A 22,825-nucleotide genomic window follows, 5' to 3' on the forward strand; every position below is an offset into this window, starting at 1 on the left:
TTCGGCTGTCCACCGCCGTTCCTCAAATACCTACCGTTACAGCATCCGACGGAACTCCCCGAGCCGCGGGAACGAGAGGGTCTCGCGGCCCTGCCCGTCCCAGACGATCGGCTCCAGGTTGTCGGCGTCGGTCACCAACGGGGACTGGAAGTCGGCGGCGCGCATCTCGTTGACGACGACCCCGGCGTTGAGCGCGTTGAACGAAGGGAGCATCACCACCTCGCTGCCGTGGTACTGGTCGGTCCCTACCAGATAACAGGGCCGGCGCTGGCCCTCGATCTCGATGGTCGGGTGGTCGTGGCCGATCACGTACCGCTCGCCCCGTGTGGCGGGCTCCTCGTGGCCGTGACAGACGACGGTCTCACCGATTCGGGTGGTCGACTCGGCCGGCCCGTCCCAGACTGCATCGAGCATCGTGTCGTGGTTTCCGGGGACGACGACCAGGCTGGCACCGGCGTCCCGACACGCTTGCTCGAACCCGGCCACCGTGTCGTCGACGGTCCGTGGAACCGTCTGAAACGAGTGTAACAGATCGCCGGCGACGACGACTTCCTCGGGGTCGTGGCGGTCGATCAGCGATCCGAACCGCTCGACCATCTCCGCGTTCGACCCGACCGGGAGTTCCAGGGACCCGCCCGTTCCCCGGCCGACGTGGAGGTCGGCGACCACGAGTGTCCCGTCGAGGATCACGGCCCGGTCGTCGAACGTGATCGAGCCTGCTGTGGGCATACAGTCGCCATCGGAGACGGGCGTACAAAGCCGTGACGCACCCGGCGGCTCGGAAGCGATCGCCCGCGCCGCCGGCGTCACACAGTGAACGCTTTTTCAGTCGTCCGGACGTTGCTCGGGATATGAACGAAAAGGAGACCGACGCCGAAACGGCAGTGACCGAGTTTCTGACGGCCGCGGACACGGCATACGAGGACTACGAAAAGGGCTACGCCGACGCCGACGCGACCCTGCGACAACTGGAGAGTGCGATCGACGACCTCCGCACGGCCGTCGAGGAGTAGTCGCTCTCGGACCGCTGGCTCGGACCTCCGGCCAGACGATCGCGTGCTCGATGCCCGACGCTCACGCCGAACTGCCCGCCTGTGCGGTGGATTTACGAGCCACGGCCCCCTCTTACCGCCCGATCCGATGACAGTCGACGACACCGGTGGTTCCCCGTGCCTCTCGGACGCTCTCGCGGAGTTCGTCGACGGCAAGAGCCCCAACTACGCTGCAAATCTCGAACGCGTCGTCGGGACCTGGATCGACTGGTGTGCCGACCGCGACGTCCACACGCTCGAAGACGTCGAGGTCAAGACGATGGCCCGCTACGCCGATCACCTCACCCGTCGCGTTCGAGCCGGGCAGGCCGACGCCGACGACGGGATCGCCGCGTCCTCGGCCTGGACCTACTACAGCCAGATCTCGGCGTTTCTCTCGTGGGCGACCAAGTGGGAGTACATCCCCGAGAACCCGGCCGACAAGGGCCGCGCGAAAGACCAACTGCCGCCGAAACCCTCCGGAAACGACGCCGACCGGCAGTTCTGGCAACCCGAGCAGCGACAGGCGCTGCTGACGTACCTCGACGAGCGCGCCCGCGAGGCCGTCGACGAAGCGGGACTCGACGCCGTCGAACCGGTCCGTGACCGGGCGATCGCGGCCGTCCTCGCGTACACCGGCGTCCGTGGTGCCGAAGTCCTCGCGGACCGTCACGACCCCCGCCGGACGGGGATCACCTGGAGCGATGTCGACCTCGAAGCGGGGACGATCACCGTCCTCGGCAAGAACCAGGAGGTCGAGCCGACACCGCTGCCCGAGCAGGCGTCCAGACCGCTCGCCCGCCTCCGAACACTCCTCTCGCCACCGGACGACGACTGGCCCGTCTTCCCGTCGCGACACACGCCGACGCTGTACGAAGTCATCGACGCCGCCGGCTACGACCGGCCGGACGCCGATCCCTGGACGTTCGTCCTCGACAACGGGATCGAACCGCCGTCGCTGACGACCTCCGGCGTCAGATCGCTCCTGAAACGCTGGAGTCGGGACGCCGATATCCCCGGGCTCGACGTCGAGGACGGGGAGTACCTGACCCTCCACGGTGCCCGCCGTGGCGTCGGCGAGAAGCTCTACCGCGAACGCGGGGCTGCGGCCGCCCAGCGGACGCTCCGACACGCAGATCCGTCGACGACGAGTCAGATGTACTCACACATCGAGGCGAGCGAGCTGGCCGAGGACAACACCGACATCTTCGACGAAGAGTGATCGTCTGAGCCCGTTCGACACGGTCTGTGATCGCGGTCGATCCGGTGATCGGTCGGGGTGTCACGCCGAGGTGATCCGGACAGCCAGGGGCGGATCGCCCTGGTCGTTGTCCTCGTAGAAGTTGTCGATCGCCGCGACGAACAGGTGTGTCGCGCCGTCGGGGACCGTCACCGTGACACTCGTCCGGTCGCCCTCGTTGTCGGCGACGAGGAAATCTTCGGGGATATCTGTCGGCGCCTCCCCGTTGTAGGTCGGACTGGTCTCGTAGTCCTCGCCCGCGTCGATCGCGTCGGGCACTCGCTCGGTGACGTCCGCGGACTCCAGTCGATCGCTGCCGCTGAAGACGGCGGTCAGCCCGGTCCCACCCGAACTTCCGGCGAACGACCCCAGTCGCTCCAGGCGGACCGACTGACCGGCGTTCACCCCCAGCGCCGACAGGTCGATCGGTCGGGCGTCACCCGCGTCGTCGGACTGGGTCCGGAGATAGGTCCGAGACGGGTCGATCTGGCGCTCGAAGGGGAGATCAGGCGTCGGTGTCGCATCGTTGCCCCCTCCGAGGCATCCGGTGACGGCGATCGAAAGCCCGGTACCGACTGTTGTGACCAGCTCCCGACGGGTGTGTCTTGGTGGGTCCATGCCGGATACTGTCTTCCGAACGACATTATGGTTCGGTCCTGACAGGAATACTACTGTTCCGAGCGGACCAGTCGCCGGCCGTCGAAGGGAGACCGACGGCGCAATCGGGAAGAATTATCGGGACGGGCGCCCCCGGAACGAGTATGACAGAATTCTCACGCCGTGTCGAAGCGGTCTCGATCTCGGGCATCCGCGAAGTGTTCGAGGCCGCCGGCGAGGACGCGATCAACCTCGGGCTCGGTCAGCCGGACTTCCCGACGCCGGACCACGCCCGCGAAGCAGCGGTCGACGCCATCCGCGCCGGCAAGGCGGACGCCTACACCTCGAACAAGGGCACTCAGGAACTACGCGAGGCCATCGCCGAGAAACACGCCCGGGACAACGACCTCGACGTCGATCCTGCGGACGTGATCGCCACCTCCGGCGGGAGCGAGGCGCTGCACATCGCTCTGGAGGCTCACGTCGACGCGGGTCAGGAAGTGATCTTCCCGGACCCGGGATTCGTCTCCTACGACGCCCTGACGAACCTGGCCGGCGGGACGCCCAAGCCTGTTGGACTCCGCGAGGACCTCACGCTCCCCCCGGAGGCCGTCGAGGAGGCGATCACCGACGACACCGCGGCGTTTATCGTCAACTCGCCGGCGAACCCGACCGGCGCGGTCCAGTCGCCCGCGGACATGCGCGAATTCGCCCGTATCGCCGAGGAGCACGACGTGCTCTGTCTCTCCGACGAGGTGTACGAACACCAGGTCTTCGAGGGCGAGCACCGCTCGCCCGCGGAGTTCACCGACTCGGGCAACGTCGTCGTCGTCAACGCCTGCTCGAAGGCCTACTCGATGACCGGGTGGCGACTCGGCTGGGTCACCGGAGCCAGCGACCGGATCGAGCGGATGCTTCGCGTCCACCAGTACGCACAGGCCTGTGCGTCGGCCCCGGCCCAGTACGCCGCCGAGGCCGCCCTGTCCGGGCCACAGGACCCCGTCGTCGAGATGCGCGAGGCCTTCGAACGCCGCCGTGACGTGCTGTTGGAGGGGCTGACCGAGATGGGGCTGGAGTGTCCGACGCCGAAGGGGGCCTTCTACGCGATGCCGAAGGTCCCCGACGGCTGGGTCGACGCCGTCATCGACCGCGGTGTCGTCGTCGTCCCGGGCGAGGCCTTCGGTGCCGGCGGCGAGGGCTACGCACGGATCTCCTACGCCACGGACATGGATACGCTCGAAGAAGCGATCGACATCATGGCGGCCGCCACCGAGGCCGTCCGGTAACTCCCGTCGCCGAAATTGGAAGAGTCTCGGAACGGAGTTCGAACAACCGTTATGTCGGCAGCGGTCGCCCTTTCGGACGAATCCGGTGTGTCATACCGACAGGACGGACGGCCCGAGGGAGAGCCGATCGAAGAGAGACAACGTTTTACACGGGGCAGGAACACAACTCCCCAAGACAGTGCGATGGAGAAAGCGCTCTGGTACCTGCTGACGGCGACACGCGGGGGAGCCAACCGAGCGCGCATCATCGACACCCTCTCGGACCGACCGATGAACGCGAACGAACTCGCCGACGAACTCGACGTGGGGTACAAGACGATCCGCCACCACATGGAGCAACTCGAAGACCACGGCGTCGTCGAGTCCGGCGACGAGGACTACGCGAAACTCTACTTCCTCACTGATCGGTTCGACAAGTACCGGGACACGTTCGACGAGATCGTCGAGCAGATGGACACATGACCGAGGACACGACACACCGACGCCCGACCGGCACACCACTGGCAGCGACCGACGACCGAGAGGTGTCCCGCTGATGGCGATGGGACCGCTCATCACCGCCGCGGCAGTGCTCGCGGGCATCAACGTCGCATTGTTGCTCCCACTGGTCGGGGTGTGGGCGCGCAACTACGCGACGTTCCGGACCGGACTGGTCGCCGGCCTGCTCGCGTTCGCCGTCGCGATGCTCGCGGAGAACGCCATCGCGGTCTACTTCTTCTTCTCGATGCAGAGCTTCTACGCCGGCGACCCACACGTCCAGGAGGCCGTCCTGGTGTTGCGGTCGTTGCAGTTCGTCGCGATCGCGGGGCTGAGCTACACGACGCTCCGCTGACCGGACAGGAGTCGAAGAGCGGATACCGATTCAGTCCGTATCCAGGGCCGATGGAACACCTCGCCCCGTCGAACGTGCCGATCTACGATACCGCCGACGAACAACGGGATATCTGGCAGCGGTGTGCCGACAGGGGACAACCGGTGGTGGCGGTCCGGATCGGCGAACGCGGCTACATCGTCCGGTACGACCTTCAGCATCTCGACGCCGAACTCACGACGGAGACGGTCCAGAAACTCCGAAACCGTGTCCGATCCCGTCGCCCGTACCCGACCGGAACCGACCCGGTCTCGGAGACGGAGGGGATCGGCGGTGAGGCGGGTCCGGTCGCCGGTGAACTCCACGCGTCCACGGAGAACAGCGGTCGCCGGCTCGCGTCGCACATCTCGCCGTTCGTGTTGACCCGGGACAACTGGCGGTAACCGGGGCGGACGAGACTTTTTCCCGTCTCGCTCCATTGGGACCGTATGGCAATTTCCCGACACGACAGGGGGGTCTCGGCAGCGGGTCGAGCGCTGCTGTCACAGGTCCATCCTGTGTTCATGCTCCCACCGCTTGCCACGTCGCTGTTCGGCGCACTCTTGGCCGGCAGCGTCGACCTCCTGGTGGCTGGGATTCACGCTGGTGCGATGTTCTTCGCCGTCTACACCGCCCACGTCAAGGACGGCTACGTCGACTTCTATATCCGGGGCGAGGACGACGACCACCCGTTGACAAGCAGCGCCTGCCGGGGCGCGCTGGTGGGTGCTGCCGTCGGGTTCGCGGCCTGCACCGTCGGACTCTGGCTCCTCGTCGGGCCGCTCGCGGCCGCCGTCACCGTGCCGACGTGGGTCGTCGGGTACGCACACGCCCCGCAACTGGACATGCATCCTGCCGGGGCGACGATGGGCTACCCGACGGGCATCGCGCTGGCGCTGCTGGGCGGGTACTACGCGCAGGCGACGGCGTTCTCGCCACGGGTTCTCGGGCTGGCGACGGTGTTTCTGACGTTGCTGACCGGGATCAAGATCATCGACGACGAGCAGGATTACGACTACGACAGGGGTATCGACAAGCGGACGGTCGCCGTCCTGCTGGGGCCGGTCCGGGCGCGGCGCACGGCGGTCGGCCTCCTGGTGGCCGCGATGGCCGGGGTCGTCGTGCTGACGGTGGCGCTCCCGACGGTCCCGCCGACCGCCGCCGGCGCTGCGATCGCGTTCGGTGCCGTCACGGCCGTGGCCCACCGTGCCGACTCGGAGTTGGCGACGATGCTGCTCATCCGCGGATCGTATCTCTTCCTGGCCGTCCTGGTCGCCGCGGTGTGGTTCCGCCCGCTCTCGTGACGCTCATACCGGCGGCTGTACCGAACTGACGGAGTTCGCCATTCCGGGGTGGTATCGTTCCGAACGCATAACCACCAGCATCAGTTCGCGTCGCTGACGATCTTGATAACCGAACCCTCTTCGAGTTCCTCGCTGTCGGAGATGCGCATCTCCTTGCGGGCGTCGACCGCGTGGATGTAGCCGTCGCCGATGTCCGAGTGGACGGCGTAGGCCAGGTCCGTTGGCGTCGATCCCTGCGGGAGCAGGAACGCGTCGGGGAGGACGTTCCCCTGGCCGTCGGTCCAGTTCGTGTCGTTCTGGACGGGATAGGCCGTGAAGTGATCGAGGAGATCGTAGACCGCCGTGTCCAGCGCCCGCTGGACGCCGGTATCACCCCACTGGTGCATCACCTGGCGGATGCGGTCGAGGCCCTCACGCTGCTGGTCGCTGATGTCGCCGACGACCTCGAAATCCGGGTCGCCCGGATCGTAGTCGATCACACCGGCGTCGGCGGCTTTTCGGAGCGCGAGTTCGCCGTCGGCCGTCGCGGGGACGACGACCTCGGCCGCGTCCCGGAGACGGTCGACGTTGTCATCGGGGGCGATGTCGGCCTTGTTGGCGACGACGGCGATCGGCTTGGTCCGGCGACGGACGTCACTCGCCAGCGTCTCCCGGTGGTCGTCGGTCCAGGCGATGGGGTCCTCGGGGTAGTCCATCCCCCGCAGCGTCCGGGCCACGTCGAGTTCGGTCGCGCCGACGCCGGCGAGCATCTCGGTCAGCGCTTCGTCGATGTCGAAATCGGGCGAACGGGACGCGCGCTCGACGGACTCCCAGTTGCGGTCGACGATGCTGGCCAGCCAGAGATCCATCTCCCGTTCGACGAAGTCGACGTCCTCGACGGGGTCGTGTTCGCCGACCTCGACGGGTTCACCCTCCTCGTTGGTCCCCCCGGAGGCGTCGACGACGTTGAGGATGACGTCGGCGTTGGTGAGTTCGTCGAGGAACTGGTTGCCAAGCCCTCGCCCTTCGTGGGCACCCGGGACGAGGCCGGCCACGTCGATGAGTTCGACCGGAACGTAGCGTTTGCCGTCGTGGCAGTGCTCGTCGCCACAGCGTTCGTCGAGAGCGAGACAGGGACAGTCCGTCCGGACGTGGCTGACCCCGCGGTTGGCGTCGATAGTCGTGAACGGGTAGTTCCCGACGTCTACGTCGGCCATCGTCGCCGCCTTGTAGAACGTCGACTTCCCGGCGTTGGGTTTGCCGGCAAGCGCGATCGAGAGCATGCGACGGGCTACCGCAGTCGCGGAAAAGGGGGTTTCGGTTCCGTGAGCCGTCCGTGTGACTCACTCGCCACCGCCGCCACCGCCACCGCCACCGTCGCCACCACCGCCCCAGCCGCCGCCACCGCCGCCGTCGCCGTCACTGTCGCCAGCGCCGTCGATCGCGTCCGCGACGAACCCCAGCAGCCCGCCGTCGGAGTCGTCCTGACGATCCTCGACTTCGCCGTCCTCGACGTCGAACCGGTAGTCGTCGTCCTCGTGCTCGTGCTCGTGATCGTGCTCGTCGATGTCGTCGTGTGTGCTGTGCGTGGCGTGGCGTTTGTAGCCGGTCAACTCCTGGAGTTCGCCGGGGTCGAGCCAGACCCCGCCACACGTGAGACAGAAGTCGACGACGACACCCTGGACCTTGCGTTGCTCGAACGGTGTATCACACTGTGGACACGCTAGCTCTCCATTCGAGTCCATACGGGTGAAAAGAAGTCGGGCCACTAAAACGTGGGGGCGTCACTCGGCCGGTTCTGCCCGCTCGTCGTCGGCGTCGCGGTCGTCGGCCTTGTCGTCGGCTTCGACACTGTCGGCGTCGGAGGGATCGACATCCCCGGACGTGTCGTCCGCTGCCGTCGGGACCGTCTCTCCCTGAGTATCGTCGTCTGTATCGGTGCTCGACTCGTCGTCTTCCAGTTCCTCGGCCATCTCGGCCATCGCCGCGGCCGATTCGTCGGGCCGTTCGATCACCTCGTCGGTGTGCATCCGCATCTCGCCGCGGGCACGGATCGTCCCGTCGACGGTCGCGTTCTCGTGGAGGTCGACGTTGTCCGCCGAGATATCGCCCCACACCTTCACGCCGGGGCCGACGCGGACGTCCCCGCTGCGGGTGGTCACGTCGCCCTTGATCTCGGTTCCGCGGCCGACGGCGATATCTTCCCGAGCGCGAAGGCTCCCGAAGACCGTGGTGTCACGGCCCATCTCTAAGGATTCTGCGCGGATGTTGCCGTGGAGCCGACAGTCGTCGCCGACCGTTGCGGGCGTCGAGACCTGCCAGGTGTCGTCGGAGACGGTCGCGCCTCGTGGTATCAACACCGGTTCGTGGTCGTGGTCGTCGCCGAGCAGCTCGTCGACCAGGTCCTGTGCGGCCTCGTCCTCTCCGATCCGTAGCAGTTGCGAGAGGTAGACGAACAGGAAGACGATCGTCGGCATGGGGTTGCGGATGACGATCCAGCCGTTGGCCTCGAACCCCTCCTCGATATCGACGTCGTCGCCGATGTCGAGGTCGCCGGCGACGCGCAACTGGCCGCCGATGTGGACGCGTTCGCCGATGTAGGCGTCCTCGCCGACCAGGACGTTCTCGGCGACGTCACACCACATGTCCAGCCGACAGTCGCCTTCGGCCTCGATGTGGCCGCCGAATCGGACGCGCTCGTCGGCGATGACCGACTGACCGCGGACGCCGAACTCGATCGTGCTCTGCCCGCCGACGATGACGTCGCCCTCTGTCACCAGGTCGTGTTCCTCGACGGTCGTTCCGTCGGGGATCGAGAGTTCCGAGAGCGGGTCAGAACCGAATGGCACGTGTCAACAAGCGGTTCCACTCGTATTAAAGCCTCAGGGTGCGCACGACGTGCGTCTGACGCACGTCGGACGCTTCCGTCACTCCTCGTCTGCTTCCCGGAGCGCGTCCTCCTGCTCGCTACGGACGAGTCCGCCCGCGCCAGCAAAGCGGCCGTCGTACTGCCACTCCGGGATCGCGTCCCAGGTTGATCCCTCGGCCGGCCCACCCAGATACCGGACCGACACGACGACGGCTCCGAGCCAGACCCCGAACACTGTAGGGACGACGACCAGTGACGGAACTCCTACCCGAAGTAACGCGGCCGCTATCGCCAGAAAGAGCCAGCCAGTGAACACGCCGAGGACGAGATACTGCCGGCTCCGTGTCGACACCGAGAGGTCGACAGTCTTCGCCATACTGACGGTTCCGGTGTCGGGAGTAACTGTCTTGTGGGGCCGAGAAGCTACACTTTTATCCGCACCACCCCTATCGAATCACATGACGGCTCTCTCGTTTGACGAACAGGGCGTCGATGTCGTGTACCAGGGGACCGAGTTCCGCCTGGAGAAAGCGCTCATCGAGGACGCGATCCAGAAGTCCTACCCGGACGTGACCGATCACGAAGTGTTGCAGATCGTCGAGTCCGACCCGTCACTCTCCGGTGAGCCCCAGCGGGTCGCCGAGATCGTCGACTGACCGGGTCTCCGCGCGTTCTCACAGTCCTGCGTTTTTACACCCTCGAACCACTCGGTCGGCGAAGAGTCCCGCCCTCATTCGATACCTACGTGGGATATAGATCCCTCGTGAGAATATATTGGAAAACAGGACAATCGATCGCCCTATTGCGGTCTCGACGGTCAAATTCGATGATATGTTCCCGCATATTCGGCAGGTATTTAAACAATTGGAACACACTGATAGATAATGTCAGACCCACGTGTAGCCGGGGCCGGTGTCACGAAGTTCGGGAAACACCCCGAACGGACCGGTCGCGATCTGTTCGCCGAGGCAGGCCTGGAAGCACTCGACGACGCCGGCGTCGATCCCGACGATGTCGATAGTCTCTACTACGGTAACTTCATGGGCGAACTGGCCGAGCATCAGGGCCACCAGGGGCCGCTGATGGCGGAAGCGATCGGACTGGACGCGCCGGCCACACGGTTCGAGGCCGCCTGTGCCTCCGCCGGCGTCGCTGTTCGGGGTGCAGTCCAGGCGCTCCGGAACGGTGAGGCAGATGTCATCGTCGTCGGCGGCGCCGAACGGATGACGAACATCGGGACGGCCGGGGCGACCGACGCGCTCGCGATCGCCGCCGACGACCTCTACGAGGTCCGGGCCGGGATGACCTTCCCCGGAGCGTACGCACTGATGACACGCGCATACTTCGATCAGTACGGCGGTTCACACGAGGACCTGGCCCACGTCGCGGTCAAGAACCACGAACACGCGATGGTCAACGACCACGCGCAGATCCAAAAGGAGATCACCGTCGAGGATGCCCTGGAGGCACCGACGATCGCCAGTCCGCTCGGGCTGTACGACTCCTGTCCGATCACCGACGGGGCCGCCGCGGCGGTGCTGACCACCGAGTCCTACGCCGAGGACCACGGGCTCGACGCACCGGTCGCGATCAGCGGCACCGGACAGGGCGGGGACAACCTCGCGCTACAGGACCGGTCCCACCTCGCGCAGACACCAGCGGCCGACAAGGCCGCCGAGGAGGCCTACGCCGACGCCGACGTCGGTCCCGAGGACATCGATGTCGCGGAAGTCCACGACTGTTTCACTATCGCCGAAGTGTTCGCTATCGAGTCGCTTGGGCTCTACGAACGCGGCGAGGGGATCTCGGCCGCGACGGACGGCGAGACCGACCGGCACGGCGACCAGCCGGTGAACCTCTCGGGAGGGCTGAAAGCGAAGGGTCACCCCGTCGGCGCGACCGGCGTCGCACAACTGGCGACGATCACCTGGCTCCTCGACGGTTCCCACCCGCGGGCCGACGCCGTCCCCGACGGAACGGTCGGCGTCGCACACAACGCGGGCGGGACGGTCGCCTCGACGACGGTCCACGTCCTGGAGGTGGCAGAATGAGCGAGCAGGCTCCCGACGGTGAGTACGACGAGTGGCTCGACGCCATCGCGGACGGCGAGGCCTACTACGTCGAGTGTGCCAACGGCCACGGTTGGCTGCCGCCCCGGCGTGTCTGTCCGACCTGTGGCTCCCGGGACCTCTCCGACCAGCGACTTCCGGAGGCCGGCGAGATCGCCACGCATACGACGATCACCGTCCCGACGCCCCAGTTCGAGGACGACGCGCCCTACGTCACCGCGGTGGCGGAGTTCGGTCCGGTCTCGGTCACGGGGATCGTCCGTGGTGTCGACCCAGACGCCGTCGAGATCGGGACGATGGTCGGGATCGACGTCGGGGACCGGGTGACGACAGGGGATCGACTGGTCGTCTTCCGTCCGCGCTGACACCGCCTATTCTTCGACCGGAACGGTCGCCTCACCGCGGACGATATCGACGAACGCCGCGGGGTGTTCGACGTGTGGGAGCAACAGCGACTGGTCGAGCGAGACGAGTTTCACGTCCGCTCGGTCGGCCAGTTCACGCCCCTCCGAGAGCGGCGTGATCTCCGCCTCAGTCCCCCAGACCAGCGTCACAGGCACGTCGAGGTCCGCGAGAACGTCGCCCAAGTTCTCCTCGGGATCGAGGAAGCCGGAGACGAACGACGCCGGGGCGAACCGGGCGCCGGGCTGGTGGCCCGACAGCCACTCGTAGTCGACGACCTCCTCGGTGAGGTTGGCCATATCGTAGTAGCCGTGGTCCTCGTGGAAGTGTCTGATCGAGGGTTTCGAGACGATGAGGTTGTAGACCGCCTGCCCCACGAGCGGCGAGCGCAGCAGCGAGCGCCGCCAGACGTTGCGGTCCCCCATCGAGGTGTCGGTCGGACAGATCAACACCAGTTTCTCGACCGCGACTTCACGGGCCGCGGCCGCGGCGTACGCTCCCGTCAGCGAGGAGGCGACGACGGTCGCGTCCTCGGCGTTGTCGTCGAGGAAGTCCCGAACAAACGTCGTCAGTAGCGATCCCGAGTACAGGAGCGGCGGGCGGTCAGAGTGGCCGAACCCGGGGAGGTCCGGCGCCAGGACGTGGTAGTCCTCTGCCAGGCGGTCGAAGACCGTGTGGAACTCGTGGCTGCTGCCCGCGGCGTTGATCCCGTGAAAGAGGACCAGATCGGGATCGTCCGGGTCACCGGCTTCCGTGTAGGCGATGTCGAAGCCGCGCCAGCGGTAGCTCCGCTGGCTCCCGTCGAGGAACGGTTCGAACTCACCAGCGCGGGACCGGAGGAGACGGTTCGCGAGCGCCGTCGCGCCGACGGTCCCGGCGGCGACGCCCAGGGCCTTTCGGAGTTTCATACGTCGAGACGAGGGCCGGAACCGGCTTAACCGTGGTGGGAATCCCTCTCTTCGGCCAGACAGTCCCGTAACGGCGCCAGCAACTCGTCGACGATGCTGTAGGGATCTGTCTCGCGCGCGACGACCTCGTCGAGGAACGACTCCAGGCCACCGCGACGCTCTAGCTCGGCCGACAGCAAGCCGTTGGCGTCCTCGCGCAGGAGCGTCCGGATCTCGGCAGCGTACCGCTCGCGGGCCTGTTTCTCCCGGCGGCCGGTCCGGTCGAGATACTCGGCGTGTGAGCCTAGCGCTTCGAGGAAGTCCTCGACGCCCTCGCCGCGGTTCGCGACGGTCTCGACGATTCGCGGCTTCCAGTCGACCGCTTCGGTCGTCGAGACGGCCCCGCCTTCGTTGTCCGCCCCCGTGATGGTTCCGTGGTGGCCGGTGTCGGGTCGGCCGCTTCGGCCCTGGAGCATCTCCTTAAGCTGCTGGACGGTCCTGTCGGCGCCCTCCAGATCGGCCTTGTTGACGACGAAAACGTCGGCGATTTCGAGGATGCCGGCCTTGAGCATCTGGACGTCGTCGCCGCTGCCCGGCGGGACGAGGACCGCGACGGTGTCGGCAGTCCGGACGATGTCGACTTCGTTCTGCCCGGCACCGACCGTCTCGACGATGATCTTGTCCTTCCCGAACGCGTCCAGGGCGGTGACGGCGTCGGTCGTCGCCGTCGAGAGCCCGCCCAGCGATCCGCGGGCGGACATCGACCGGAAGAACATGTCCATGTCGCCGGCGTTCGAGGCCATCCGGATGCGGTCGCCCAGGACGGCGCCACCAGTAAACGGCGACGAGGGGTCGATCGCGATGACCCCGACCGTGAGTCCCTGCTCGCGGTAGGCGGCCGCCACCTTGTCCACGAGCGTCGACTTGCCGGCACCGGGGCTGCCGGTGACGCCGATCACGTCCGCGTCGCCGGCGTGGCGGTGGAGCGCGGAGACCTGCTCGCGGTAGCCCGGCGCACGGTTCTCGATGTTGGTGATCACGCGGGCCAGGGCGCTGTGTTTCCCCGCGAGTACGTCCGAGACGAGGTCGCTCATCGCTCGGGGGCGTGCTCCCGAATGTACGCGATCATCTCGTCCATCGACGCGCCGGGACCGAAGATCTCGTCGACGCCCCGCTCGTGTAGCTCCGCCTGGTCGTCCTCGGGGACGATACCCCCGACCAGAATCAACCGATCGTCGAAGGCGTCGTACTGCTTGAGGCCGTCGAGGATCTTCGGGACCAGTGTATTGTGTGCCCCCGAGAGAATGGAGATGCCGACTACGTCGACGTCCTCTTGGACGGCAGCCTGGACGACTTCATCCGGCGATCGGTGCAGCCCGGAATAGATCACTTCGAAGCCGGCGTCACGGAGTGCTCGTGAGATGACGTGGGCGCCCCGGTCGTGGCCGTCGAGTCCCACTTTCGCCACCAGACACCGGATGGTTCGCTCCTCCTGTTCCTGCTCGACGCTCATACCAGTCCGTACCACGTCATCCGGTTTCATTCTTTGCCCGCTGACCGTGCCTACATCCCCATGTCACTAGCGGCGTCGGGAACCGGCAGCGAGTGAGCCTCCGTCCCGAGTAGTTCGGCTGCGTGGTCCAGGGCCATGTCGAACCCGTAGTACCGCTCCAGTTCGTCGCCGTCGGCCGAGGGCCGGACCTTCAGCATCGCGTACCCCTCGACGTTCTGGGCGATGGCGGCGGTCCGTCCGTCGCGTTCGAAGGTGAGCAAGCGCTCGGTGTCGGTTTCGCGGTACGTCGCCGTGATGCCGTCCGCGACCGCTTCGGTGTCGGTCATCACGCTGGGGTTGGACTCCAGACAGTCGAAACTACCGGTTCCACGTACCGTCGGCCGGTCGCTGGCCCCGGTCGGCAGTCGAAGTCGAAAGAGCCGAACCCCCCGATGGCTTCCATCCACACATGCCCAAGTGGCTCCAGAGTGGCCGACGGCGAGACATGTGCGTCCTGCTGGCCGGCGCCGAGGACGGCGAACTCGGCGGCCAACGGCTCAAGACCCGCCTCGAATCCCGGTACGATACGCGCATCGAACCACAGAGTTTCTACGGCGCGTTAGAGGCGCTCGAAGACGCCGGCTTTGTCACCCACCGGGCTGACGGCATCACCGACAAGTACTCGCTGACCGAGGCGGGCCGACGCCGACTCCGGGAGCAGTACGAGTGGATGGGCGCGCAACTCCGTGATGAATAATAATTCGGTATCTGGTATGTACAGTTTTCACTCGCTCTGGTAGAAGTTCACAGGCGCTCACCGAGATTATACGGCGGAAACCGAACGATTTACTCGAAGCGTAGTAATTGTCAGAGATAAGATACTTAACCCTCCCGAGAGAGGTATCATTCGATGCGTTCCACCGACGCCACCCCGTCCGGCCGACCCAGCCGATCACCCTGCGACTGCTGTTCACCCCTGTCTCCGAACCAATGAGTAAGTCACTCGACAGCGCCACCGCGACGACCGACAGCACCGTCGACAAGACCATCTCGACGATCGCCGACACCGCGCCGGCGGTCCGGACCGCGATCTCGACATATCGGGAGCAGTCCGGCAGCGTCAACCCCAGCGGCGACGAGCAACTGGCCGCCGACGTTCGGGCCGACGAACTGTTCGAGCGACGGTTGCTCGCCATTGACGGTATCGCGACCTACGCCAGCGAGGAGCGCGACGAACTCGCGACGGCCGACGGCCGCCTCCACGTCGCGATGGATCCGTTGGACGGTTCGTCGAACCTCGAACCCAACAGCGGGATGGGAACGATCTTCGGTATCTACAGCGAGCAGCCACCGACACACGGCCGGAATCTGCTGGCCGCCGGGTTCGTCATCTACGGTCCGGTGACTTCGATGGTGGTCGCCCGGAACGGCCGCGTCCGGGAGTACATCGTCAAGGACGACGACTACCGACTCATCGACGACGACGTGACCATCCCCGCCGACCCGACCGTCTTCGGGTTCGGCGGCGGCGTCGACTCCTGGACGGACTCCTTCGAGGGATTCGCCGAAGAGATCCGCCGCGAGTTGAAGCTTCGGTACGGCGGCGCGATGATCGCCGACATCAACCAGGTTCTCTCCTACGGCGGGGTGTTCTCCTATCCGGCGCTCCAGTCCCGACCGGAGGGGAAGCTCCGCCTCCAGTTCGAGGGGCAGCCGATGGCCTACGTCGTCGAGACTGCCGGCGGGCGCTCGTTGGACGGGACACGGTCGATCTTGGAGACGAACCCCGACGACCTCCACCAGCGGACGCCGCTGTACCTGGGCAACCCCGAGTTGATCGATCGACTGGAAACGCGCCTCTAGGGGCGGCGCGTCGGTGGCCGGAACCGAACCCGACGAATCAACCGTCTCGTTCTGACGATCGCTATCGCTCGTCCAACTCCGGAACTGGTCCGGTGAAAGAGAGGTACGCCGGCTGAGCGGCCGTTTCAGTTTCTCCGTGGGGAGAATCGACCCGCTAGGGACTCTGGCACGCCCTTACAGGAAGTAGTCGACGAGGTAGGCCCCGCCGACGATCGCCGTCGCGCTCAGCGCGTCCCGGGTCCGCTGTGGGCCGAGCGGCGGGACCGGGAGCGCGTTCTGGTCGGACTCGTTTGACGGTGGTTCGCCACTGGTCGTCGGTGTTCCCGTCGTCGGGACGGGGGTCGGCGTCACCGTCTGGTCCTGTGTCGTCGACGGTGTGGATGTCGCTGTCGCGTCGGCGGTGGGCGTCGGAGTCGGGTCGGGTACGGGCGTTGAGGTCGGTGTCTGCGCGCTCTCGACGAGCAGTGCGCCCTCCGCGCTGTCGGTCCCGGTCCTGAGGGTCACGTTGTAGCTCCCCGGCTCGCGGTCCGGATACACCGTCCCGTAGGTGTATGTCACCGACTCGTCGGTCCGCAGCAGTTCGACCTGGCTGGCGACCGTCTCGTTCTCGATCGAGAGCGTCACGTTCTGTTGCCCCTCGACGCTGCCGTTGTTCCGGATCGTCGCGGTGAAATTCGACAGTGACTCGCCCTCCGTCACTGTCGCCTCGGTGGTCATGCTCGTGATCTCGAAGTCAGCGGGCGCCGAGCTGTCCGCGACGGTCACGCCCCGGCGTTCGTCGAGAAGGCGCTGGTCCGCATCGGAAGCGGTGGGTTTGGTCGTGTAGAACTCTACGTCGATCGTCTCGCCCGCGTCGAGCGTCGCGAGGTCGACCGTCGTCCCGAAGGCCCCGTCGGACCCGACGGTTCCCTGCGTGACCGAGATTGTCCTGGCCGGTCGTTGCTCGCCCGCGACGACACGTATCCAGTAGGGCGTTCCCGGCGCGAGGTTCGTCGTCCCCGTGAGCTGTGTGCCCCCCTGTGGCTCCAGGACGAGCCGGCCCTGTCTGCTCACTTGGTCGTACCGAACACGGGGTTTCTGGAAGGTGAACGTCGTCGTGGCGGTCGCTTCCTCAGTGACGTACGGGAAGTGCTCGGTCCCGTCATCGGCGGGTTCGTTCGCCGGGTCGAACGCCGGCGGTCGGGTGCCCGGGCCGGTCTCGGCGAAGCGGTAGCGCTCGCCGGGCGGGAGTTCGTACGTGAACTCCACGCGGAACCGGTCGCCGGGTTCGGGCTGCTCACGGAACGGGCGGCGATAGCGTGTATCGATGACCAGGTAGAACCGGTCGATCCGTTTGTTCTCGGGGCCGGCCTCGGTCAGCAGGACCACGTCCTGTGGTGCAGCAGTCTGGAAGTCCACCCGGTTCGGCTCCTCGTTCACGCCGGGGTCGACCTCGGTGATGGTGAGATTGACACCCTCCTGTAGCCGACGGACCCCGAGGAGGTGTTCCAGTTCGGCGGCGGTCGCCGTCTCCTGGTCGCCCGCGACGTGCGTCAACGCGCCCATCGTCCCGTTCCCGCCGAACTCCACGACGAGACGGTCGCCCATGGTGACGTTCGACGCTTCGACGGCGCTGCTCGGGAGCGTCCCCGTCCCGGCGACTTCGTCGGCGTTCTGGCTCGGGGCGACGTAGGTCGTCGCCGTCCCCATCTCCGGCTGGGTCAGACGGAGGTTCGACCGTGCCAACGAGTACCGGAAGTCGGGCACGCCGTCGTCCCTGACGACGATGTCACCGCCGGCACCGGCGACCAGTCGATATCGAGCGGGCTGGAGCGGCCGTGGAATCTCGCCGATACCGACGTGTTCCCGGAACTCCGCGAGCGTTCCGGCGACCTCCGAGCCGTTCTGGCTCTCGAACGAGAGGTCCTGAAACTCCGTGGTAGCGTCGGGATCGGTCGTCGCACCGTACGTCTGTGCGTAGCTGACGACCGTCCCGCTCTCCGGCCGGTAGACGGCTTCCGACGGCATGTCGGTCCCGACGAGACGGGTGTTGATGGTAAACGTTGCGCCGTTCTCGACGTACAACACGTCTATGTAGTTCCGAAGCCCGGTCCCGCTGGTCCGCTCGTCGCCACCGATCATGACGTAGCCGGCGTCCGTGTTCTCGAAGGACACTGTCACCGTCACGAGATCGCCCGCAGTCGTCTCGTAGAGCTGGTCCCCGAAGGTCGCCGAGCTGGGATCTTCGACCACGGAGATACGTTCGGTCGCGGCGACACCGTCGGTTGCCCCGAGCGTGGCAAACTCGAACGTGTAGTCGGCCGCGCTGGTTTCCTCGAAGGTGACCGTCGACCCATCGTAGGCCGCGGGGTCGACGATGACGATCTTCGCCTCGGCGCCGTCGACAGAGCTGTCGAACATCGCCACTCCGTTGACGGTCGTCGCGTCCTCGATGTTCCCCGGAACCGCATCACGGGGGACACCCGAGGGGGACCGGCCGGCGAAGATCCGGAACAACTGGGGCGCGGTGAGTTGGTCCGACCTGACCGTCACCGGCGTATGTGGGTGTCTGGTCGTGATCGAGAGTCGCGCGTCGGTGTTGCTCCCGTTCGTGTTGACTGTGGTCTTGTTGTCGCCGTCCTCGTCGACGAAATTCACCTCGGGTCGGGGGCGGTCCTGGGTGTCGCTCTTCGTCCCCTCACTGGGCGTCGGCTGGTCCGCTTGCCCGGCGGCGATACCGGGAAGACACAGGCCGACGACGACCAGCGCGACGACCAAGGCGACGCCGAGACGCCGGCGGGCGCGTCGATCAGTCGAAGCGAGAGAGTGAGGTGTCGGAGTCATCGATCGGGAACTTGGGACCGCTATCGAAGGCGGTGCTGGCCGGTATATCGACGCTCGGCGCTCTTATGCTTGTGGGACGGATTCTCACCAGCAATAATCGACGAACCGACTCAGTTCATCACAATGTTCATAATCGCGTGCCGAGACGGTACTGGCGTATGCCGGACTGTGATGCGTGTGGGCTCTCGCTGAACGGTTCGGTCAACTTCTGCCCGCGGTGTGGCCAACCACAGAACGAGGCGGCCGCCAAACGCCTCGACGACTACGTCGAGCGACAGGCGGCCCGCGACGCCGGGACTGACACTCGAACGGACGACCGGACCGCTCTCGCCGACCGGGCCAGCTACATCGTCGGCTACGTCACTATCGTCGCCGGTTTCGCGATCACCGCCGACCTCCCGACGGTGCTGTTCGTCCTCGCCGGGGTCTCGATCCTCCCGCCGGTCGGGCGCATCCTCGGTCGCATCGTCGGACTCTCTACCGGTATCCGCGTTAGAGCGCCCCTCTTCGCCGTCTTCGTGGCGGCCGGCGTCGCTGCCTGGCAGTTCCTCTGACGGGACGGGGCAGGGTACCGACGCTCCGAGAGGCAGGGAGAACGGTCCCGCCTGAATGGCAACCCAGGGCGGTTCCCGTCGACGGCGGACTCGTCGTCGGGTGAACCGGCCGGCGGAACCGATGGACTGGCGCGCAACGGCGGTACGCTTTTGCGGTCACTCCCTCAACCTCCGACATGGCCAGCGATGTCAATCCGTTCGAAAGTCTGCAAGAGCAGATCGACGACGCGGCCGAGTATCTCCCCTACTCGACCGACGTACTCGAACGGTTGAAACATCCGGAACGGGTGGTCGAGACCAACCTCTCCGTCGAGATGGACGACGGATCCGTCGAGGTGTTCCGAGCCTACCGGTCACAGTTCAACGGCGACCGGGGTCCCTACAAGGGCGGAATTCGCTATCACCCGCAGGTCTCCCGTGACGAGGTCAAGGCCCTCTCTGGGTGGATGGTGTACAAGTGTGCCGCCGTCAACGTCCCCTACGGCGGCGGCAAAGGGGGGGTCGAGATCGATCCCGACGACTACTCCGACGCCGAACTCGAACGGATCACCCGGTCGTTCGCGAAGGAACTGCGCCCGTTCATCGGGGCCGACCGGGACATCCCTGCGCCGGATGTCAACACCGGCCAGCGGGAGATGAACTGGATCAAGGACACCTACGAGACCCTGGAAAACACGACTGAACCGGGCGTCATCACCGGGAAGGCACCCGACTCCGGCGGGAGCGCGGGCCGGGTCGAGGCCACCGGCCGCTCGGTGATGCTTACGACCCGGGAGGCCTTCGACTATCTCGGGAAGGACATCACGGACGCGACCGTCGCCGTCCAGGGGTACGGCAACGCCGGCTCCGTCGCGGCGAAACTCATCGAGGACCTCGGTGCCAGCGTCGTCGCGGTTTCGGACTCCTCCGGTGCCGTCTACGACCCGGACGGCCTGGACACGCGAGCGGCCAAGGATCACAAGGACGAGACCGGCTCGCTGTCGGGCTTCGAGGGTGCGACGGGGACGCTGACCAACGAGGAGCTGCTGACGATGGACGTCGACGTGCTCGTCCCCGCGGCACTCGAAAACGCCATCGATCGGGAGATCGCACCGGACGTCCAGGCAGACATCGTCGTCGAGGCCGCGAACGGACCGCTGACGCCGGACGCCGACGACATCCTGACGAAGCGTGACGTCTCCGTCTTCCCGGACATCCTGGCGAACGCTGGCGGGGTGACGGTGTCATACTTCGAGTGGGTCCAGAACCGACAGCGCTTCTCCTGGACCGAACAGCGGGTCAACGAGGAACTCGAACGGGTCATCACCGAGGCCTTCGGGGATCTGATCGAGACCTACGAGAATACCGACGCGCCGAGCCTCCGGACCGCGATGTACGTCGTCGCCATCAAACGCGTCGTCGACGCCGCCGAACAGGGCGGCATCTGGCCGTAACCGCCGACGTTTTGCGCGTCCCGACCCAACTGTGGATATGGATACCTACGACCGACAGGTCCGTGTGAACGCGCCGCTGGAACGGGTCTGGGAGTTCCACTCCGCAGGTGACGGTCTCGTGGCGCTGACCCCCGACTGGATGCACCTCCGTATCGAGGAAGCACGCGGACCCGACGGGGAACTCGACCCCGACGTACTGGAGGTCGGATCGACGGTCGTCTCGACGGTACAGCCCTTCGGCGTCGGCCCGCGCCAGCGCTGGGTCTCGGACATCGTCGCCCGAGAGGAGGGCGACGGCGAGGCGATGTTCCGCGACGTGATGCGTGAGGGGCCGTTCCCCCACTGGGAACACACCCACCGGTTCGTCGCCGACGGTCCGGACGCGACCATCGTCGAGGATAGCGTCGAGTACGAACTGCCGGGCGGCCCGCTCGGGCGTGCGGTCGGCCCGCTGGGTGTCGTCGGCTTCGAACCGATGTTCCGATACCGGCATCGGACGACCAAGGAGTTGCTGGAGGCGTAGGTTCAGATCGGACGAACGGCGGTTGTAGCGACGGCGGTCATGTAACGGTCGCACACACCCACAGGGTTTTCTGCCGTCCCGCTCCCATGAGTACCTGCATGACTGACGTACTCGTCGTCGGCGGCGGTCCCGCCGGCCTCAGCGCAGCGTTGTTCACCGCGAAAAACGGCCTCGACACGGTCGTCTACGACACGGACGAGACGTGGATGCACAAGGCCCACCTGTTCAACTACCTCGGGATCGACTCGAAGGACGGTTCGGCGTTCCAGGAAGACGCCCGCGAACAGGTCGCCGGCTTCGGCGCCGACATCCGGGACGGCGAGGTCGAATCGGTCGAAGAGACCGACGACGGGTTCGCCGCGACGGTCGGCGACGAGACCGTCGAGGCGACGTACCTCGTGCTGGCGACCGGTGCCGATCGCTCGCTGGCGGAGTCGCTGGGCTGTGCCTTCGACGGCGACCTCGTCGACGTGGACGTCTCGATGGCCACGAGCGTCGAAGGCGCGTACGCGACCGGCGCGATGGTCCGCGACCAGGAGTGGCAGGCGATCATCTCCGCCGGTGACGGCGGGGCCGCGGCGCTTGACATCCTCTCGAAAGAAGAGGGCGAGCACTTCCACGACTTCGACGTGCCTGAAGACGCCGAGTAACCGAGATTCGCTCCGGACTCGACGACTTCCGGACCCGAACCGCACCCGATCACTTTCTTGTCCCGCTGGGCCGTCCCGGACGGTGTGTCGACGCGCCGACTCGATCCCCGGGCCGGGCTCGTCGTCGCCGTCCTCGCGGTCAGTACCAGCGCGATCCTGATCCGGTGGAGCGACGCCCCGCCCGTCGTCGCGGCGTTCTACCGGGTCCTGTTCACGACGGCGCTTGTCGCCCCGGTCGCGCTCGGACGGCACGCCGAGGACCTGTCGGCTCTGTCCCGGCGGGACCTCCTGGCAGCGGCGGCGACCGGCGTCGCGCTGGCGGTCCACTTCGCCGCGTGGTTCGAGAGCCTCTCCTGGACCAGCGTCGCGGCGTCGGTGACGCTGGTCCAGTCCCACCCGCTGTTCGTCGCGGTCGGGGCGTGGCTGGTCCTCGACGAGCGGGTCGGCCGGAAAACGGCCGTCGGCGTCCTCGTCTCCGTCGCCGGGATGGCCGTGATGTCGATCGGGGACCTGCTGGGCGGTGGCGTCGGACCGGCCCCGCTGTACGGGAACGCCCTCGCCGCGTTGGGGGGCCTGATGACCGCCGGCTACCTGCTCGCGGGTCGGTCGCTACGCCAGCGGCTCCCTCTGTTGCCGTACGTGACGGTCGTCTACGGCGTCGCCGCTGGGTGTCTCCTCACGATTACGGTCGCCAGCGGGACACCGATCCGTGGCTACCCGACCCACGAGTGGCTGTTGTTCCTGGCGATGGCCGTCGGGCCGGGCGTCTTCGGGCATACGGTCCTCAACTGGGCGCTCGAACACGTCGAGTCCAGTCTGGTCAGCGTCTCGCTACTGGGTGAACCCCTCGGGAGCGCGCTGCTCGCGTTCGTCGTGCTTACAGAAGCGCCGGGCACGGCGACGCTCGTCGGCGGCGCAGTCGTCCTGGGCGGTGTTGCGACCACCGCACGAGCACGGTCGGCCCCGGAGTGAC

At 66.6% G+C, this 22,825-nt stretch carries 27 protein-coding genes and 1 pseudogene; 17 read left to right on the plus strand and 11 right to left on the minus strand.

Features of this window, described 5'->3' with window-relative positions:
* Positions 1-36: 36 nt before the first annotated feature.
* Positions 37-729: a metallophosphoesterase gene (locus P0204_RS15350; RefSeq protein ID WP_276180820.1), complete on the minus strand. Its 693-nt coding sequence runs from the start codon at positions 727-729 to the stop codon at positions 37-39.
* Positions 730-851: 122 nt separating this feature from the next.
* On the opposite strand from P0204_RS15350, the gene P0204_RS15355 reads away from it, so the two are divergent.
* Positions 852-1,013: a hypothetical protein gene (locus P0204_RS15355; protein WP_276180822.1), complete on the plus strand. Its 162-nt coding sequence runs from the start codon at positions 852-854 to the stop codon at positions 1,011-1,013.
* Between the two features lie 127 nt (positions 1,014-1,140).
* Positions 1,141-2,253: a tyrosine-type recombinase/integrase gene (locus P0204_RS15360; RefSeq protein ID WP_276180824.1), complete on the plus strand. Its 1,113-nt coding sequence runs from the start codon at positions 1,141-1,143 to the stop codon at positions 2,251-2,253.
* Positions 2,254-2,313: 60 nt separating this feature from the next.
* Here P0204_RS15360 and P0204_RS15365 read toward each other — a convergent pair whose 3' ends face one another.
* The gene (locus P0204_RS15365) at positions 2,314-2,889 is read right to left on the minus strand and encodes a hypothetical protein (RefSeq protein ID WP_276180826.1); all 576 of its coding nucleotides are present in this window, start codon (positions 2,887-2,889) and stop codon (positions 2,314-2,316) included.
* A 143-nt stretch (positions 2,890-3,032) separates the two neighbouring features.
* On the opposite strand from P0204_RS15365, the gene P0204_RS15370 reads away from it, so the two are divergent.
* The 5 genes and pseudogenes from P0204_RS15370 (at position 3,033) to P0204_RS15390 (ending at position 6,308) form a co-directional block, all read left to right on the plus strand.
* A complete protein-coding gene (locus tag P0204_RS15370; RefSeq protein WP_276180828.1) occupies positions 3,033-4,154 on the plus strand; it encodes a pyridoxal phosphate-dependent aminotransferase in 1,122 nt (373 codons plus the stop codon).
* 183 nt (positions 4,155-4,337) lie between these two features.
* On the plus strand, positions 4,338-4,616 hold the full coding sequence (locus P0204_RS15375; protein ID WP_276180830.1) for an ArsR/SmtB family transcription factor: 279 nt from the start codon (positions 4,338-4,340) through the stop codon (positions 4,614-4,616).
* A pseudogene (locus tag P0204_RS21130) lies at positions 4,510-4,986 on the plus strand (DUF8036 family membrane protein); the annotation flags it as partial. The gene P0204_RS15375 and the pseudogene P0204_RS21130, both read left to right, overlap by 107 nt.
* A gap of 50 nt (positions 4,987-5,036) precedes the next feature.
* Positions 5,037-5,408, plus strand: a complete 372-nt coding sequence (locus tag P0204_RS15385; RefSeq protein ID WP_276180834.1) for a hypothetical protein — start codon at positions 5,037-5,039, stop codon at positions 5,406-5,408.
* 45 nt (positions 5,409-5,453) lie between these two features.
* Positions 5,454-6,308, plus strand: coding sequence for a UbiA family prenyltransferase (locus P0204_RS15390; RefSeq protein WP_276180836.1), 855 nt, complete (start codon positions 5,454-5,456; stop codon positions 6,306-6,308).
* 80 nt (positions 6,309-6,388) lie between these two features.
* On the opposite strand, the gene P0204_RS15395 is transcribed toward P0204_RS15390, so the two are convergent.
* The 4 genes from P0204_RS15395 to P0204_RS15410 all read right to left on the minus strand — a co-directional run bounded on the left by P0204_RS15395 (position 6,389) and on the right by P0204_RS15410 (position 9,532).
* Positions 6,389-7,570, minus strand: a complete 1,182-nt coding sequence (locus P0204_RS15395; RefSeq protein ID WP_276180838.1) for a redox-regulated ATPase YchF — start codon at positions 7,568-7,570, stop codon at positions 6,389-6,391.
* Positions 7,571-7,630: 60 nt separating this feature from the next.
* Complete coding sequence (locus tag P0204_RS15400) at positions 7,631-8,032, minus strand: TFIIB-type zinc ribbon-containing protein (RefSeq protein ID WP_276180840.1); 402 nt, start codon at positions 8,030-8,032, stop codon at positions 7,631-7,633.
* A 39-nt stretch (positions 8,033-8,071) separates the two neighbouring features.
* The gene (locus tag P0204_RS15405) at positions 8,072-9,136 is read right to left on the minus strand and encodes a polymer-forming cytoskeletal protein (RefSeq protein ID WP_276180842.1); all 1,065 of its coding nucleotides are present in this window, start codon (positions 9,134-9,136) and stop codon (positions 8,072-8,074) included.
* Positions 9,137-9,214: 78 nt separating this feature from the next.
* Positions 9,215-9,532: a hypothetical protein gene (locus P0204_RS15410; RefSeq protein WP_276180844.1), complete on the minus strand. Its 318-nt coding sequence runs from the start codon at positions 9,530-9,532 to the stop codon at positions 9,215-9,217.
* A gap of 82 nt (positions 9,533-9,614) precedes the next feature.
* Between P0204_RS15410 and P0204_RS15415 the strand changes: the two genes are divergently transcribed.
* The 3 genes from P0204_RS15415 to P0204_RS15425 all read left to right on the plus strand — a co-directional run bounded on the left by P0204_RS15415 (position 9,615) and on the right by P0204_RS15425 (position 11,590).
* Positions 9,615-9,812 carry a DUF5800 family protein gene (locus P0204_RS15415; RefSeq protein ID WP_276180846.1) on the plus strand — a complete coding sequence of 66 codons (198 nt, stop codon included), beginning with the start codon at positions 9,615-9,617 and terminating at the stop codon, positions 9,810-9,812.
* A gap of 228 nt (positions 9,813-10,040) precedes the next feature.
* The gene (locus tag P0204_RS15420; RefSeq protein WP_276180848.1) at positions 10,041-11,207 is read left to right on the plus strand and encodes a thiolase domain-containing protein; all 1,167 of its coding nucleotides are present in this window, start codon (positions 10,041-10,043) and stop codon (positions 11,205-11,207) included.
* Complete coding sequence (locus P0204_RS15425) at positions 11,204-11,590, plus strand: Zn-ribbon domain-containing OB-fold protein (RefSeq protein ID WP_276180850.1); 387 nt, start codon at positions 11,204-11,206, stop codon at positions 11,588-11,590. The genes P0204_RS15420 and P0204_RS15425 overlap by 4 nt, the downstream gene beginning before the upstream one ends.
* A gap of 6 nt (positions 11,591-11,596) precedes the next feature.
* On the opposite strand, the gene P0204_RS15430 is transcribed toward P0204_RS15425, so the two are convergent.
* The 4 genes from P0204_RS15430 to P0204_RS15445 are packed head-to-tail and all read right to left on the minus strand — an operon-like array spanning position 11,597 to position 14,353.
* A complete protein-coding gene (locus tag P0204_RS15430; RefSeq protein WP_276220619.1) occupies positions 11,597-12,535 on the minus strand; it encodes an alpha/beta fold hydrolase in 939 nt (312 codons plus the stop codon).
* A gap of 26 nt (positions 12,536-12,561) precedes the next feature.
* Positions 12,562-13,608: a methylmalonyl Co-A mutase-associated GTPase MeaB gene (gene meaB, locus P0204_RS15435; protein ID WP_276220620.1), complete on the minus strand. Its 1,047-nt coding sequence runs from the start codon at positions 13,606-13,608 to the stop codon at positions 12,562-12,564.
* The gene (locus P0204_RS15440) at positions 13,605-14,027 is read right to left on the minus strand and encodes a cobalamin B12-binding domain-containing protein (RefSeq protein WP_276220622.1); all 423 of its coding nucleotides are present in this window, start codon (positions 14,025-14,027) and stop codon (positions 13,605-13,607) included. The genes meaB and P0204_RS15440 overlap by 4 nt, the downstream gene beginning before the upstream one ends.
* Before the next feature lie 50 nt (positions 14,028-14,077).
* Positions 14,078-14,353 carry a DUF7111 family protein gene (locus P0204_RS15445; RefSeq protein ID WP_276220624.1) on the minus strand — a complete coding sequence of 92 codons (276 nt, stop codon included), beginning with the start codon at positions 14,351-14,353 and terminating at the stop codon, positions 14,078-14,080.
* A gap of 122 nt (positions 14,354-14,475) precedes the next feature.
* Between P0204_RS15445 and P0204_RS15450 the strand changes: the two genes are divergently transcribed.
* Positions 14,476-14,763, plus strand: coding sequence for a PadR family transcriptional regulator (locus P0204_RS15450; RefSeq protein ID WP_276220626.1), 288 nt, complete (start codon positions 14,476-14,478; stop codon positions 14,761-14,763).
* A 233-nt stretch (positions 14,764-14,996) separates the two neighbouring features.
* Entirely contained in the window at positions 14,997-15,869 is an 873-nt protein-coding gene (locus P0204_RS15455; RefSeq protein ID WP_276220627.1) for a class 1 fructose-bisphosphatase, read from the plus strand.
* 174 nt (positions 15,870-16,043) lie between these two features.
* On the opposite strand, the gene P0204_RS15460 is transcribed toward P0204_RS15455, so the two are convergent.
* Positions 16,044-18,692 (minus strand): COG1361 family protein, encoded by a 2,649-nt coding sequence (locus P0204_RS15460; RefSeq protein ID WP_276220628.1) that lies wholly within the window; start codon positions 18,690-18,692, stop codon positions 16,044-16,046.
* 158 nt (positions 18,693-18,850) lie between these two features.
* On the opposite strand from P0204_RS15460, the gene P0204_RS15465 reads away from it, so the two are divergent.
* From P0204_RS15465 to P0204_RS15485, 5 genes are all read left to right on the plus strand, one after another.
* Positions 18,851-19,246 carry a hypothetical protein gene (locus P0204_RS15465; RefSeq protein ID WP_276220629.1) on the plus strand — a complete coding sequence of 132 codons (396 nt, stop codon included), beginning with the start codon at positions 18,851-18,853 and terminating at the stop codon, positions 19,244-19,246.
* Positions 19,247-19,422: 176 nt separating this feature from the next.
* Positions 19,423-20,679, plus strand: a complete 1,257-nt coding sequence (locus P0204_RS15470) for a Glu/Leu/Phe/Val family dehydrogenase (protein ID WP_276220630.1) — start codon at positions 19,423-19,425, stop codon at positions 20,677-20,679.
* Between the two features lie 37 nt (positions 20,680-20,716).
* Positions 20,717-21,202 carry an SRPBCC family protein gene (locus tag P0204_RS15475; protein WP_276220631.1) on the plus strand — a complete coding sequence of 162 codons (486 nt, stop codon included), beginning with the start codon at positions 20,717-20,719 and terminating at the stop codon, positions 21,200-21,202.
* A 98-nt stretch (positions 21,203-21,300) separates the two neighbouring features.
* Positions 21,301-21,852: an NAD(P)/FAD-dependent oxidoreductase gene (locus P0204_RS15480; RefSeq protein WP_276220632.1), complete on the plus strand. Its 552-nt coding sequence runs from the start codon at positions 21,301-21,303 to the stop codon at positions 21,850-21,852.
* Positions 21,853-21,936: 84 nt separating this feature from the next.
* Positions 21,937-22,824, plus strand: coding sequence for a DMT family transporter (locus tag P0204_RS15485; RefSeq protein WP_276220633.1), 888 nt, complete (start codon positions 21,937-21,939; stop codon positions 22,822-22,824).
* Position 22,825 lies beyond the last annotated feature (1 nt).

Source organism: Haloarcula halophila (genome assembly GCF_029278565.1).
GTDB lineage: Archaea > Halobacteriota > Halobacteria > Halobacteriales > Haloarculaceae > Haloarcula > Haloarcula halophila.

Bases quoted from the DNA above. Each gene is read 5' to 3' on its own strand.
- P0204_RS15445 (WP_276220624.1), bottom strand. From the start codon at position 14,353: ATGACCGACACCGAAGCGGTCGCGGACGGCATCACGGCGACGTACCGC.
- P0204_RS15465 (WP_276220629.1), top strand. From the start codon at position 18,851: ATGCCGGACTGTGATGCGTGTGGGCTCTCGCTGAACGGTTCGGTCAAC.
- P0204_RS15430 (WP_276220619.1), bottom strand. From the start codon at position 12,535: ATGAAACTCCGAAAGGCCCTGGGCGTCGCCGCCGGGACCGTCGGCGCG.
- P0204_RS15425 (WP_276180850.1), top strand. From the start codon at position 11,204: ATGAGCGAGCAGGCTCCCGACGGTGAGTACGACGAGTGGCTCGACGCC.
- P0204_RS15390 (WP_276180836.1), top strand. From the start codon at position 5,454: ATGGCAATTTCCCGACACGACAGGGGGGTCTCGGCAGCGGGTCGAGCG.
- P0204_RS15480 (WP_276220632.1), top strand. From the start codon at position 21,301: ATGACTGACGTACTCGTCGTCGGCGGCGGTCCCGCCGGCCTCAGCGCA.
- P0204_RS15420 (WP_276180848.1), top strand. From the start codon at position 10,041: ATGTCAGACCCACGTGTAGCCGGGGCCGGTGTCACGAAGTTCGGGAAA.
- P0204_RS15455 (WP_276220627.1), top strand. From the start codon at position 14,997: ATGAGTAAGTCACTCGACAGCGCCACCGCGACGACCGACAGCACCGTC.
- P0204_RS15415 (WP_276180846.1), top strand. From the start codon at position 9,615: ATGACGGCTCTCTCGTTTGACGAACAGGGCGTCGATGTCGTGTACCAG.
- P0204_RS15400 (WP_276180840.1), bottom strand. From the start codon at position 8,032: ATGGACTCGAATGGAGAGCTAGCGTGTCCACAGTGTGATACACCGTTC.
- P0204_RS15395 (WP_276180838.1), bottom strand. From the start codon at position 7,570: ATGCTCTCGATCGCGCTTGCCGGCAAACCCAACGCCGGGAAGTCGACG.
- P0204_RS15350 (WP_276180820.1), bottom strand. From the start codon at position 729: ATGCCCACAGCAGGCTCGATCACGTTCGACGACCGGGCCGTGATCCTC.
- meaB (WP_276220620.1), bottom strand. From the start codon at position 13,608: ATGAGCGACCTCGTCTCGGACGTACTCGCGGGGAAACACAGCGCCCTG.
- P0204_RS15475 (WP_276220631.1), top strand. From the start codon at position 20,717: ATGGATACCTACGACCGACAGGTCCGTGTGAACGCGCCGCTGGAACGG.
- P0204_RS15385 (WP_276180834.1), top strand. From the start codon at position 5,037: ATGGAACACCTCGCCCCGTCGAACGTGCCGATCTACGATACCGCCGAC.
- P0204_RS15375 (WP_276180830.1), top strand. From the start codon at position 4,338: ATGGAGAAAGCGCTCTGGTACCTGCTGACGGCGACACGCGGGGGAGCC.
- P0204_RS15410 (WP_276180844.1), bottom strand. From the start codon at position 9,532: ATGGCGAAGACTGTCGACCTCTCGGTGTCGACACGGAGCCGGCAGTAT.
- P0204_RS15450 (WP_276220626.1), top strand. From the start codon at position 14,476: ATGCCCAAGTGGCTCCAGAGTGGCCGACGGCGAGACATGTGCGTCCTG.
- P0204_RS15440 (WP_276220622.1), bottom strand. From the start codon at position 14,027: ATGAGCGTCGAGCAGGAACAGGAGGAGCGAACCATCCGGTGTCTGGTG.
- P0204_RS15370 (WP_276180828.1), top strand. From the start codon at position 3,033: ATGACAGAATTCTCACGCCGTGTCGAAGCGGTCTCGATCTCGGGCATC.
- P0204_RS15460 (WP_276220628.1), bottom strand. From the start codon at position 18,692: ATGACTCCGACACCTCACTCTCTCGCTTCGACTGATCGACGCGCCCGC.
- P0204_RS15470 (WP_276220630.1), top strand. From the start codon at position 19,423: ATGGCCAGCGATGTCAATCCGTTCGAAAGTCTGCAAGAGCAGATCGAC.
- P0204_RS15365 (WP_276180826.1), bottom strand. From the start codon at position 2,889: ATGGACCCACCAAGACACACCCGTCGGGAGCTGGTCACAACAGTCGGT.
- P0204_RS15360 (WP_276180824.1), top strand. From the start codon at position 1,141: ATGACAGTCGACGACACCGGTGGTTCCCCGTGCCTCTCGGACGCTCTC.
- P0204_RS15355 (WP_276180822.1), top strand. From the start codon at position 852: ATGAACGAAAAGGAGACCGACGCCGAAACGGCAGTGACCGAGTTTCTG.